Source organism: Proteus sp. fly-1067 (genome assembly GCF_040139345.1).
GTDB lineage: Bacteria > Pseudomonadota > Gammaproteobacteria > Enterobacterales > Enterobacteriaceae > Proteus > Proteus vulgaris_B.
This window is the reverse complement of the sequence record NZ_JBEEUL010000006.1, coordinates 1-13,586: the sequence shown is the minus strand read 5'-3', so window position 1 is coordinate 13,586 and position 13,586 is coordinate 1. Positions and strand designations below refer to the sequence as shown.

General features: G+C 36.8%; 13 protein-coding genes. 2 read left to right on the top strand and 11 right to left on the bottom strand.

Annotated features, from left to right (window positions below):
* Window positions 1-61: 61 nt before the first annotated feature.
* The 8 genes from ABN217_RS10000 to cbrC form a co-directional block, all read right to left on the bottom strand.
* On the bottom strand, window positions 62-1,336 hold the full coding sequence (locus tag ABN217_RS10000; RefSeq protein WP_196554558.1) for a bifunctional O-acetylhomoserine aminocarboxypropyltransferase/cysteine synthase: 1,275 nt from the start codon (window positions 1,334-1,336) through the stop codon (window positions 62-64).
* 229 nt (window positions 1,337-1,565) lie between these two features.
* The gene (gene yddG, locus ABN217_RS09995) at window positions 1,566-2,480 is read right to left on the bottom strand and encodes an aromatic amino acid DMT transporter YddG (RefSeq protein ID WP_197269824.1); all 915 of its coding nucleotides are present in this window, start codon (window positions 2,478-2,480) and stop codon (window positions 1,566-1,568) included.
* A gap of 159 nt (window positions 2,481-2,639) precedes the next feature.
* Window positions 2,640-3,683 carry a spermidine/putrescine ABC transporter substrate-binding protein PotD gene (potD, locus tag ABN217_RS09990; protein ID WP_115350310.1) on the bottom strand — a complete coding sequence of 348 codons (1,044 nt, stop codon included), beginning with the start codon at window positions 3,681-3,683 and terminating at the stop codon, window positions 2,640-2,642.
* 114 nt (window positions 3,684-3,797) lie between these two features.
* On the bottom strand, window positions 3,798-4,577 hold the full coding sequence (potC, locus tag ABN217_RS09985; RefSeq protein WP_036934543.1) for a spermidine/putrescine ABC transporter permease PotC: 780 nt from the start codon (window positions 4,575-4,577) through the stop codon (window positions 3,798-3,800).
* On the bottom strand, window positions 4,574-5,434 hold the full coding sequence (potB, locus tag ABN217_RS09980; protein ID WP_023583058.1) for a spermidine/putrescine ABC transporter permease PotB: 861 nt from the start codon (window positions 5,432-5,434) through the stop codon (window positions 4,574-4,576). Before potB ends, potC begins: the two co-directional genes overlap by 4 nt.
* Window positions 5,418-6,533, bottom strand: coding sequence for a spermidine/putrescine ABC transporter ATP-binding protein PotA (gene potA, locus ABN217_RS09975; RefSeq protein ID WP_072069153.1), 1,116 nt, complete (start codon window positions 6,531-6,533; stop codon window positions 5,418-5,420). The genes potB and potA overlap by 17 nt, the downstream gene beginning before the upstream one ends.
* A 521-nt stretch (window positions 6,534-7,054) precedes the next feature.
* Window positions 7,055-8,341, bottom strand: a complete 1,287-nt coding sequence (locus ABN217_RS09970; RefSeq protein WP_196554561.1) for a S8 family serine peptidase — start codon at window positions 8,339-8,341, stop codon at window positions 7,055-7,057.
* A 159-nt stretch (window positions 8,342-8,500) separates the two neighbouring features.
* On the bottom strand, window positions 8,501-9,091 hold the full coding sequence (cbrC, locus tag ABN217_RS09965; protein WP_196554562.1) for a PF03691 family colicin E2 tolerance protein CbrC: 591 nt from the start codon (window positions 9,089-9,091) through the stop codon (window positions 8,501-8,503).
* 454 nt (window positions 9,092-9,545) lie between these two features.
* Between cbrC and ABN217_RS09960 the strand changes: the two genes are divergently transcribed.
* Window positions 9,546-10,112: a Panacea domain-containing protein gene (locus ABN217_RS09960; RefSeq protein WP_072063025.1), complete on the top strand. Its 567-nt coding sequence runs from the start codon at window positions 9,546-9,548 to the stop codon at window positions 10,110-10,112.
* Complete coding sequence (locus tag ABN217_RS09955; RefSeq protein ID WP_072063026.1) at window positions 10,109-10,516, top strand: hypothetical protein; 408 nt, start codon at window positions 10,109-10,111, stop codon at window positions 10,514-10,516. Before ABN217_RS09960 ends, ABN217_RS09955 begins: the two co-directional genes overlap by 4 nt.
* A gap of 131 nt (window positions 10,517-10,647) precedes the next feature.
* Here the strand turns inward: ABN217_RS09955 and ABN217_RS09950 are convergent, their stop codons facing one another.
* The 3 genes from ABN217_RS09950 to ABN217_RS09940 form a co-directional block, all read right to left on the bottom strand.
* Entirely contained in the window at window positions 10,648-12,078 is a 1,431-nt protein-coding gene (locus ABN217_RS09950) for a phage tail fiber protein (RefSeq protein WP_349459362.1), read from the bottom strand.
* Between the two features lie 35 nt (window positions 12,079-12,113).
* Entirely contained in the window at window positions 12,114-13,145 is a 1,032-nt protein-coding gene (locus ABN217_RS09945) for a DUF6453 family protein (protein WP_349459361.1), read from the bottom strand.
* Window positions 13,146-13,148: 3 nt separating this feature from the next.
* A partial coding sequence (locus ABN217_RS09940) for a phage tail tip fiber protein (protein ID WP_349459360.1) occupies window positions 13,149-13,586 on the bottom strand: 438 nt, incomplete at its 5' end.

Sequence of the window (13,586 nt, the reverse complement as noted above, 5' to 3'; positions counted from 1 at the left end):
AAATATAAAAAAACCTCCTTTAAATAAAGAAGGTTTTTAATTCTTAGCGTGATAACTTTAATTAAATACTGGCTTTTAATGCTTGTTCTAAATCTGCAAGAATATCGTCGATATGTTCAATACCAATAGATAAACGGATCAAATCTCGTGAAACACCAGCGCGTTCTAATTCTTCATCATTTAATTGGCGATGTGTGGTTGATGCTGGATGACATGCTAATGATTTTGCATCACCAATATTCACAAGGCGAACAATGAGTTGTAATGCATCAATAAATCTAGCACCTGCTTCTGCACCCCCTTTGATACCAAAAGAGAGAATACCTGCGGGTTTACCTGACATATAACGTACCGCTAAATCATGCTCAGGATGATTGCTTAAACCTGCATATTTCACCCATGCAACTTGAGGGTGATTTTGCAGGTATTCTGCCACTTTCTGTGCATTTTCAGTGTGTCTTTCCATACGTAGTGCCAGTGTTTCTAAGCCTTGTAGGATCAAGAATGCATTAAAGGGGGATAATGCCGCACCTGTTCCGCGCAAAGGTGCAACACGACAACGGGCTATATAGGCAGCCGCACCAAAATGCTCAACATAATTGACCCCGTGATAAGAAACATCGGGCGTATTTAATATTTCAAAACGTGTTTTGTGTTCTGCCCAAGGGAATTTACCTGAATCAACAACAATACCACCAATTGAATTACCGTGACCGCCAATATATTTAGTTAACGAGTGAATAATAATATCTGCGCCATGTTCAAAAGGACGGCACAAATAAGGTGTTGCAACCGTATTATCAACAATTAAAGGTACACCATGGCGGTGAGCAACATCAGCCAATGCTTGAATATCGACAATATTTCCGCTTGGATTTGTGATGGTTTCACAAAATACTGCTTTTGTTTTATCGTCAATTAATGCTTCTAATGCAACAATATCATCATGGGGGGCAAAGCGTGCTTCAATACCAATACGAGGAAATGTATGCGCCATTAAATTATAAGTACCACCATAAAGTTTAGCGACAGAAACAATATTGTCACCCACTTGGGCAATAGTTTGAATAGCGTAAGTAATAGCAGCCATACCCGATGCCACAGCCACAGCCGCAATCCCGCCCTCTAAGGCGGCAACACGTTTTTCTAATACATCATTGGTTGGATTCATTATGCGGGTATAAATATTACCAGGCACTTTTAAGTCGAAGAGATCAGCGCCATGCTGTGTATCATCAAATGCATAAGATGTGGTTTGGTAAATAGGTACAGCTACCGCTTTTGTGGTTGGATCAGGTGAATAACCGGCGTGAACAGAAAGTGTTTCAAGTTTCATTGCAATCCCTTTTTGTTGCATTTGTTCTTATCGTATTACTTATATTTTAAATAACTTAAATCAAAGTAAGCATTATCAGTATATAAGTCATATAAATAAACGCATATCGTCTATGTCGTATAGTGAATAAATTTCAACTTAGATTAATGCGACCAAAGTACCATACCGCCAATAATGCAAAACGCCGCTTTTCACTGTTATATTTGAGTTAAGGATCTTGTTTTTCTCTCTATTTTATCGTTTTGAGTACTTTTATCTTTTTTTGACGAGTCGCTAACCAGCAAATTAAAGAGCCACCTGTCACCATCATTACACCCTGCCAAAATGAAAAAGAAAGTGCGGTAGACAATAATATTGAGGAAAATGCAGTAGAAATAACAGGAGTAAAGTAGGAAAGTGTGGCTAATAAAGTCACATTGCCTCTGATCATACCAATTGTCCATGCTGCATTAGCAAGCCCAATTGCTGCACCCGTGATTAACAAAAGCGTGATGCTTTTTGTATCAATAATCCATTCAACTGGTGTTGAAAATAGGTATTGCCCCCATAATGCAAGTGACGTTAATAAGAAAAAAGGTACAATTCCATTATTCCCACCAGAAATAAGACGAGTTAAATTGCTATAAAACGCCCATAGAATGGCACCTGAAAACGCCAATATATAGCTTAATGGATTGTTTTGAATATTTTGCCATAAGCCTTCAATAGTTAGAGGATTATCTCCACTCACAACCCAGACTAATCCACTAAATGAACATAATAACCCTACGATCAGTAAAATAGAGAATCGTTGTTTATTGACTATGACAGCAAGTGCTAAGGTAAAACTAGGCCATAAATAATTCACCATTCCTAGCTCTATGGCTTGTGTTCTATCTGTTGCAAATCCTAATGCCAAGGATAAACACACTTCATAAGTAACAAATAATAGCGCTCCCCAAAAAAGGTAGCGTTTAGGAAAAAGTGATAGTTTAGGTACACCTAAGATCAAGATAAGAAACACTGTTCCTGTGGTATAAATCAATGCTGCACCACCAACAGGGCCAAAATACTCACTGATATTGCGAATTAAACCAACAATAGTGCTCCAAAGAAAAATAGCAACAATGCCATATAACGTCCCTTTTGATGCGCTAGATATCATTTTATGCCTTCAATTAAGTTTATTAACTCATTAATAAAAAGTTTTAATTACCTTTACGCTTTCAGCAAATAAATTCAACTTATATCCTTAAATAAAAATGCAATTTTCACCATAAAAAAGCCACCTTAAAAGGTGGCTCAGAACTATATTCAAATGTGATTAGCGTCCAGCTTTTAATTTTTGGTAATAGCTTTCGTATAATACAGTTGCATCACCCACATCATTTTGCCATTCACCTTTATTAATGATCTCTTCTGTTGGATAAAGAGAATTATCTTTAGTGATCACATTTGGCAGTAATTTTTGTGCAGCTAAGTTTGGCGTCGGATAACCAATATTCTCCGCAACTTTGGCTGCTATTTCTGGGCGTAATAAGAAATCGATAAGTTTATGAGCACCTTCGACATTCTTAGCATTAGCTGGAATAGCTAAGCTATCCATCCAGAAAATACCGCCCTCTTTTGGCCACACCATTTCAATCGGTGCCCCAGCATCACGAGCAATAAATGCAGAGCCATTCCAAATCATTCCTAAATTAACTTCCCCTTGCATATAAGGGTTAGCCGGGTTATCTGAGTTGAAAGCCAACACATTTGGCATCAACTTCTGTAGCTCTTTGTAGGCTTCTTCTATCTCTTTAGGATCCGTCGTGTTACCTGAATAACCTAGTTTTAATAATGCCATTTGGAAAACTTCACGCGCATCGTCAGTTAATAACAGGCTATCTTTATATTCAGGTTTCCATAAATCTGCCCATGAAGTAATACTACTCACATCAACTTCATCACTATTAATACCAATAGCGGTCGCACCCCAAATATAAGGGATAGAGTAATCATTTTCTGGGTCGAATGACTTATGTAATAAGCTAGGATCGAGATTATCAAAATGCGTTAATTTTGATTTGTCGATTTTTTGTAACATTCCTTCATGGCTCATTTTAGAAATAAAATAAGTGGAAGGAACGACCAAATCATAAGCACCTTCTTTATAGGTCTTTAACTTGGTATACATGCTTTCATTGGATTCATAGGTGGAATAAATCACCTTAATCCCAGTTTCTTTCGTAAACTGTTCAAGCAAACCAGGCGGCACATACTCCGTCCAGTTGTAGAAATATAATGTCTTACCATCATCAGCCGATGCTGTGCTGATACTTAATGCCATTACGCTGGCAGCAAGTACAGAGGACCACTTTTTCATTTATGTTTCCTTCAGTGGTTGATGCGTTAATATCAAATAGGCAGCTAGCCTACCTCCAACAGATTGGTCATCAAGACCCCAAAAAGTGCGAGAAACTCGCACTAATACATGTCATTACGCTTTGCCAGTTCGGTCTCTTAAGATCAACTGACTAATTAACACTAATACTAAGGATAGACCTAAAAGGATGGTTGCAAGCGCATTCACTTCAGGTGAAACCCCAACTTTCACCATTGAATATATTTTCAATGGCAAAATCTCATAGCTTGGTCCCGTCACAAAAGAAGAAACCACCACGTCATCCATGGATAACGTAAAGCTTAATAACCAACCTGAAGCCACTGCTGGCATGGCTAATGGCATAATGATTTTACGTAAAATAGTAAATTCACCCGCACCTAAATCTTTGGCAGCCTCCAACATCTTCACATCAAATCCACTTAATCGTGAGTACACCGTTACCACAACAAAAGGTAGGCAAAATGTAATGTGTGAAAATAAAAGCGACCAAAATCCCAATGAAACACCTAGGATCATAAACAGAACAAGTAATGAAATTGCCATTACAATATCAGGTGACATCATGACAACAAACAACATACCACCGACAAATTTTTTGCCACGAAAACGGTAGCGATAGAGTGCAACCGCTGCTAATGAGCCAATTAATGTTGCAAATGTCGCAGAAGTGACCGCCATCGTTAATGAATGCCCAGCAGCTTGAAGCAAGCTGTCATTATTAAATAAAATGGCGTACCAATCTGTGGTAAATCCTTTCCAATTAATCCCGAAACGCGATGAGTTAAAAGAGTTAACTATCAGAATGATAATCGGGATATAAAGATACGCGTAAATAATGGACATAAATCCACCACGCAATAACCGTCCTATCATTCTATTTCTACCTTCTTATGCAGTAGCTTCACGGCTCGGTAATACACAAACAGCATTAACCCCATCACCAATGTTAAGCAAATACTGGTTGCCGCACCGAAAGGCCAGTCACGAATATTTAAGAATTGGCTTTTTATTACGTTACCAATTAATAAATTCTTCGCTCCTCCCATTAAGTCAGCAACAAAGAATAAGCCCATGGCAGGTAACATTACGAGTAAACAACCCGCAATAATGCCTGGCATCGTTAATGGAATAATAATACGGATAAAGGTCTGAAATTTATTAGCCCCCAAATCACGTGCTGCTTCTAAACAAGGTTTATCTAACTTTTCAATGCTGGAATATAACGGCAGTACCATAAAAGGTAATAAAATATAAACCAATCCCAGCACAACTGCCTCTGGGGTATAAATAATCCTGAGTGGTTTATCAATAAGTCCTATCCACAACAGGAACTCGTTAAAATAACCTTTAGTGCTTAGGAATATCTTTAATCCATAAATACGAATAAGCGAGTTTGTCCAAAAAGGCACAATCAATAAAAACAACATTAATGGCTGTATTTTCTTAGGCATTTTTGCAAGGAAATAAGCAAAAGGATAACCTAATAATAAACAAGCTAATGTTGCTACCACCGCCATATTGATTGAATGCAGTAATACTTCTGCATACATAGGATCAAATAAACGATAGTAGTTATCGAGTGTAAAGACCATCTCGACAAGATTGGCATCATCACGCGTTAAAAAACTAGTCGCAATGATCATGATATTCGGCAAGAAGACGAACACCATCAACCAACCCACAACACCGGTAATTACGATGTTTTGAAATAGTTTACGTGTTTTCTTCATCTGCCAGCACGACCTCCCAGCTTTCAACCCAAGTCACTGCAATTTTTTGGTCTAACGAGTGATCAACATCTGGATCATCTTCATTAAAGAACTCACTGACCATCACCACCTTGCCATTTTCCATTTCAACAACAGAATCTAGCGTCATGCCTTTATAGTTACGTTCACGAACATAACCAATCAGACCAGGAAGGTTTTCAAGATCATGAATTTCTTCAACACGAAGATCTTCAGGCCGAAGCAATACTTTGAGTTGCTGATTTTGAGTTACAGGCAATGAGGTATAAATATCACATTCATGGCCTTCAACATCAGCACGAATACGCGCCTCATCAATACGATGTAAAACACGTGCATCAAAGATATTAATTTCACCTATAAATTGCGCAACAAACAGGTTTGTTGGCTCTTCATAAATTTCACGCGGTGTCCCATCTTGCTCAATACGCCCTTCACGCATCACCACAATTCGGTCTGACATAGTCAGCGCTTCTTCTTGGTCATGAGTCACGAAAATAAAGGTTATTCCTAATTTACGTTGCAAGGCTTTTAATTCATTTTGCATTTGCTTACGCAATTTGTAATCCAGTGCAGATAATGATTCATCAAGCAATAAGACTTTTGGTTTATTCACAACAGCACGCGCAATCGCAACACGTTGTTGTTGTCCACCAGAAAGGTGTGCAGGACGGCGTTGGGCGAAATCTTCAAGTTGCACCATACGCAAGGCTTCTTCAACGCGAACATTAATCTCTTCCGCAGGCGTTTTTTGCATGCGAAGACCAAATGCGACGTTTTCAAAAACAGTCATATGAGGAAAAAGTGCGTAACTTTGGAAAACCGTATTTACAAAACGTTGTTCCGCTGGGATATCCGTAATATCTTGTCCATCAAGAATTATTTTTCCATCGTCAACGTCTTCCAAACCCGCAATTAGACGCAAAACCGTCGTCTTACCACAGCCCGAAGGACCAAGGATGGTTAAAAACTCGCCATGGTTGATAGTAAGATCGAGGCGGGAAATAATTTGTTTTCCGTCGAAACCTTTACTTAAGGATTTTAATTCGACAACTGGTGTCAGAGATGTTTTCTCAGTCATTTAAGGTAATACTCTATCCCGAAGAATAATGCAGATAGAACCGCCACTGGAAAAGACTGTGTGAGCTGCCGGAGCATTATGCTCCACAGAAGCCCAAAACCAGCGACGCCGTATGTATAGTACAAGCGGAAAATGATAAACGCAGTGGCGTGAAATTGAAAGCAAAAAGGCGTATAAACAGTGAAAAACTATTCATATTTAAGTTTTTCCTCATAAATCAGGCTTTTTTGTTTTCTAATAAAAAGATAATAAAATCAAAATGCTACTTATTCATATAAATATTAGAAATCGACTAAGTTTATGATTAAATAATTTTTCTATTATAAGTCAGCTAATCGGCCTATTTTTCTATAAAAACAGAAAAGGATATTGATTAGTTCAATGCTTTTTTACGACAATTAAAACATGATAACGGCTCTAAAACCCACATAGTTCTCATAAAAGTTTTTATTAATCATAATGATATTTATTAGAAAACACCTCCCAAACAGTAGAAGGTGTTTTGTTAATAACTGTTTTTTTCAATAATATTTTATTAATTTTTTTAAATATAAAATTGCATTATTCACATTGGGTAATGGACCAATCTTGTCATTTAATAGTGGGAAAGTACCTGTTCTAATTAATAAATCTCGCATTTGTATTGGTGTTAAGACTCTATTTGTTTTGCCTTTATACCAAGATTGGATCATGGCTGCCGCCCCCGCCACCAATGCACTCGCAGACGAAGTTCCACTAAAACTGGCGGTATAAGTATGATTATCATCACTTCGAAAGAGATCACCATAACCTGCTGTTACGACAGCTTCACCCCATGCTTGTACATGAATGGGTGAACCATGCGTTGAAAAAGGTAAGCGATTTAATGTATAAGGTGAACCAGCGCCGACACGTATCGAATTGTTGTCATGACGTTGGCGATAACTTTTATAAGCAGGCAAATCAAGATCAACACCACCATTACCAGCTGCCATAATCACAATAATACCTGCATCTGTTAGTGCGCGTGTCGCTTCCCAAATATGCATTTCATAGTCAGCGGGCACATAAGCTTGGTGCTCACAGATGGTTTGCATTTCATATAAAACGATATCACCCGCATGTAATATGCGTTTACTGGCAATAATCGCATCAATACGTCCACAGGTTAATTCAGAGATGGCATAAAACATATCGAGTTTATACGCTAGCCCTGTGATCCCTTTACCATCCTTTTTTCCCATAATTAATCCTGCAACCGCGGTACCGTGATCTGCCTGACTCGTTTTTTCATTAAAAGGGAGTAATGGTGTAATATTATCAGTTGATAAATCATGGTGAGATAGATTGAAATCCCATTCAATATCGGCAACTTGGATACCTTGACCATATGCTTCTTGTTTCCATGCACCTAAAATCCCCAATCCTATAATCTTATTAATATTGGTTGTTCTTTCTGGATCATCTAAATATTGCTGATACTGAGTGAAATCAGGTGTAATATTAGGAGGTTCAATAGGTTGTATCGGTACAGATTGCACATATTCAATATCAGGATGCTGTGTTAATATTTTGATGATACTTTCTAATGAATATTGATTATTATCTGGTAAATTAAGGTAATAGTATTTATTTAAGTCGTTAAAGCTTATTGGAATAAAACTAATATTGTTTTTAGGAGGTAATTGATGAATAGAAGAAATAATAGGAACCAAGGATATATCAGATAATAAAGAACAATGTTTTTCATGGGAAATAGGGAATAACAGATTTTTATTATCATAATCAGGATTTTTAAATTTTATAAGAATTTTTCTTTTAATGTTCATATTCAATGCTCCTCTTTTTATTTTTTTGCTTTATAGCGTAAAATATTGAGCAGTGACCATTTCCATTTTTAATAGAGATAATATAAATAGGTTGTTTTATAAAAAATAATATCAAGCCTACACTCTAAAGTAGACTTAATATTATTTGAATGATATTTATTAACTAAAATCAATATGTAGACGTAACTTTCCACAACAACAGCATTTAAATAAATAACCTTGGCAACCACTATCATCCCATAAACGCTCTGATAAATCAGAAAGTTCAAAACCAACGTCTTGAATATCTTGCTCTAAAGAAGCAAACTGTTTTAATTTATCTTTAATATCGTCCCATTCTACATAATCAATAAAGGCACAAGGTTCATCACAATGTATTAGCCAATGTTCTTGTTGCCAGCCATGATAACCAGGTGTTCGTTTTGTTAATTCATCGAGTTTGTTTTTATCTATAGGAGGTAAAGTAGAACCACAATACTCCCCCTCTTCGTCATAGAGAGCTTCTCCGCCTTCAATGCTTGCAATATCTTGAAATTCACCATCAAACTTTTCACTTGCAGAACCATCAGCAATACACCATGGGCATAGTGCATCAATATCTTCTACTGAGTAGAAAGGGCTACCATAATAGATATCGGTTTCCTTTCCACAACAATCACATATAACGGTATCATCTGTGATAAAAGCACCTGTTTTTATCGGTTCAGGATGATATTTGAAATAAGGTAATGCTCTTTTTTCAGCTGGCATTATGTTTTCCTATTTTATGGTTTATTATCACTTATCTTCAGCTTAGTAAAATAATCCTAGCATCAGATCTAGCATGTGTAAGCTATCCTCTATGCTATAATGCGCGCTCATTTTATCTCCTTTAATAGTTTAGAGATAATCACCGCCTAAATAGACGAAAGAATTACAACATGTCAGAAAATATAGAACTCAATAAATCAACAGAAAATCATGATGTTAATAGCAATTCAAAAAAATATAATTTGAACCGCTTCTCTGTTGCACCGATGCTCGATGGAACCGACCGAGTTATATAATCAATCAGTTATCAATTTCTGGTGTGCTATTGGTGTCCTGATTTTTGTAAAAATACACAAAAAAAAGCGGAAATAATAGCTAATCCTATTACCAGCGGGTATACTTTTAACCAAGAGTTATCACTTGGTAACTTATTTAGTGTGTCTTGGAGGTTTCTATGTTTTGCGAAGAAAAAGTAGCTCAAATGGCTGCATACCTACTGCATAAACGCGGTGGGCGCATGGCATACATAAAATTAATGAAACTTCTTTACCTTGCTGATAGAGAGTGCTTAATTAGATTTGGTGACTCTATGTCAGGAGACAGCTACGTTTCTATGAATCATGGGCCTGTTTTATCCAGAACTTATGATTTAGTTAAATCTGGTGGAGATTATGATGATTCTCCATGGGAATTATGGATCTCTGGTGAGGCTAACTATGAAGTTAGCATAAAAAAAGTATTGTCAGGTGTTATGGACGATGATTTTGATGAGCTAAGTAAAGCGGATATAAAAATACTTGATGAGACTTTTTCCAAGTATGGACACCTGAAAAGGTTTCGAATTTGCGATTTAACTCATGAAATATGTCCAGAGTGGAATGATCCTCATGGTTCATCTATCCCCATTAACCCAAGAGACATATTTCTAGCTGGCGGTAAGACTGAACAAGAAGCGGATGCGTGCTTGCGAAGTTTTAATGAAACTAAACAGCTCAAGGCATTTAGTTCTGAATTAGCATGATTGATTATCAACCATATAAAAGAGGTACGGTGTTAGCACCAACAGGCCCATGTGAGCATTTACACGTTGTTTGCAATGATCCTGTTTATTACCCCATTAATGGTTGTGATTGTGTTTTGGTTGTAAATATATCAAGTTGTAAAGAGGGTGTCCCATTCGATGCAACCTGCTTATTAAAACCAGGAGATCATGATTTTATTCGACATGATAGTTACGTGGTTTATAGAGAAGCTATCATTTGGCGAGTTCCAAATGTTATTTCAAGAGTTCAGACAGGCGAAATTATTCCGAGAAGCGATGTTAGCTTTGATGTATTTAAAAGGATAAACGCAGGTTTTGGTATTTCAGAACAAGTAATCCCAAAAAACTTTAAATTTTGGCGTACTTTTTGTTCTAATTATTAGAGAGTGCATTAAGCACTCTTTTTTTATTTATGTCTTCGTATGTAATAATTCTTTTTTAGACTTATCTCTTTTATATTTATATTAAGCGGACGAGTTAGTTAGCGAAAACAGTCCGCTCAACAATATCACAATTAGTCCTCTTCTTTTTGTCTGCGTTCCTCTTCCGCTTTCTGCGCTTCTTCCATCTCACGCATTCTCACGTTATAGATTGATTGCTCTGGCATCTGTACACGAACGGAAATAAAACGACCATCAGGAATATCAATTGGGTCACCATCATTGAAACCGTCAATTTCATTATTAGCAAACTCAGGTGCGTTAGGGTGAGTGCGATGATACGTTTTAACGAGAATAGAGCCGTCTTTGTTGATTTTAGAGTTAACCCATATCAGTGGTTGTTTATTGACATCTAGCGGAATTTCAATACCACCATCGACACCGCCCCAGCCTGCATCAGCATTAAAACCTAATACACCCTCGATAAGGTATTCGCCCTGAGCTACTCGAGTAACCGTAGCGCCTTCTGATTCATCGTTAGTGGTAAATGTGCCATCAGGGTTAATGTCGATAATTGGGGAGGTTTTTTTGTAGAATCCATTAGAATCTGGTTTGGCATTACCCAGATGAAGAACCTCATAAGTACCCACCCAATTATTATTCTCTTTGCATGTGTATAATAATTTTTTATTCCGACCAAGTAACCCCATTTGATATGATTCTGGTTGTGTTGCATGAGCTGAGATAATCCCCATATAAACAGTTCCTGGTGTGTCGCTGTCAATATTTGTGGATGTATAAAATCCATTATTTTGAAAGTCATTTTTTGATGACTTTACTCCACCAGAGCTAATTTCCATGAGCTTGAGCCATCCAGACCAGCGTCCATTGCCGAGATATCTATAAGCCACTCCCTCTGGTGAGGCTTGAAGTTGACTATTGTTACCAGAACCATCTGCACCGCCACCTCTTGTCATACTTAATAAAGGAAAGTAGCTATTATGGTAATTTGATGCGCCTGCGCCGTTTGGAGTGGCAAATCCAGTAAAATTTATATCATTTGCATTTTGAGTGTGTTTATCTCCCGTCGTGTTTGAACGGCCTAATCCAAAATCACCGATATGCACTGTTTTATTATCATCTGCTTTTTTACTAATATCACCCTGCATCTTTTTAATACTATCAAGCGTGACAACTTCGCCATTCGGCATCTCAATTTTTGTCTGCCCAGTTTGAGTCATCCACGTGTTCATTGCATCGAGGAAATACTCAACATAACTATTAATAGCAACCATTGTTCTTGCTGCATCACTATTATTATCGGGTTCAGTAATATGAATTGAGAATGTGGTGTTCGTTGCGGTGGCTAATGCAGGTTGTGCTAATACTAATTCAGTATCGGAATTAACGGATTTAATCATATACGGAATATTCGTATTTCCCGATTTAATTAAAATCGTCATTCCAATATTAATGGCGGGATTATTATTTTTAAATTTAGTGCCAGTGCCTTTAACAATAGCAGACCCTGACACTGTGTTAACTGTGCCTGTTGTGTATATCATGAATAATTTTCCTAGAGGTATAAATGAAGGGTTAATTAAATATTGAAGTAGTCGCTGAGTTCGATACCGTATAAATCATAATTCGTTTTATAGCCATTACTCCCACTAGGCCCATATGGCCCGCCATACTCACCACCCAAATAATAAATATCTCTCATACCAACTTTGTTATTACTCATAAAATAATAACCAGTGCGGTAGTAATCCATATAGCCCCGATTAACGACCCAATTAACAAAATGAGAATCGGGCAATATCATTGGCTTTTTCAATTGCTCAAAGATTCCACCATTATTTCGATCAAACCATGTTGATTGCCCTAGATGGAGAGGTTTATATTTAGAGGTATAAGTAATTTCTTTTTTTTCGTTATAAATAACGACACCTGATTTAGGTGCTTGCAACCTTAGATTAGTATTGAAAATCACAACATACACTTTGCATGTTTCAGAGACAGTTAATCCTCTCATTTTGTTATAACAAAAAGTCACACCATCTTTTTCTGGTCTTACAAATAACATTGGGTTATTTTCATTTAAGAAAAATTCTTTTGGTGGAAACCAACCATTTTCTTTACCACTTGTGACACTAACAATCTCCGCATAAACACAATAACCTCGTAATTCAGAATTAAGGTTGTAGATATTATTCATTCCACGAAGTTGTATTCCATAATCATATTTAGGTCGCTCTTTTAAATAACCGTAAATATCCATTCTGAAAAAGGGATCATCAGAAGACCAAGCATCATCTTCTGGGTCTTTCCATATGGGGTCTGAACCATTATCGCCATAATATAAAAAATTATTACCTTCAATTTTATAATTAGTGATATTACAACTTCCCCAATCATAAGAGCCTGGTGTTTTAAAGGTTCTCGACATTATTCGTGGAATAAAAATAATATTATATTTATTAATATCTTTAATATTGTGAGGAGTACTTTTCCATCCCTCTCTTAAAGAGTATGGCATATCTATTCTGGATAAAAATCCAATAGGTTGATTTTTTTCAGAGTCTAATAAGAAAGAAGAACCATGATCAGGTTTTATATACATTCCATACATTGATTAAACCCCTGTTATTTTCCCTATTTCAACACGTAATACACCTTTATCATCATAAACAGCAATACGATCATTAGTGATAACGATGCGTTCACCGGTTTTATTGGTACCAATATCCAACTTACCGCGAAATGTGGCATTATTTATTTCCATATTATTGGTTTTCCCATCAATCAAAAAACCACTTTTACCCGGTACATAATCGCCTGATTTAATATATTCAGTAACAACAACAGAATTCAGCCATGCTTCGTTAATAAACGCCTCACGCATAAACATCTGGCCGTTTTTAACGTACATAAATAATTCCATCTTGCCGTTTGCTGGGTTATACCACGCAAAGTTATTGGCGTTATAGCCTATAAAACTTTCAAGCTTTCCATTCTTAACTTGAGCGCTGATCACTTGTCCTGCTGCATTGTATTTCACTTTATTATGAAC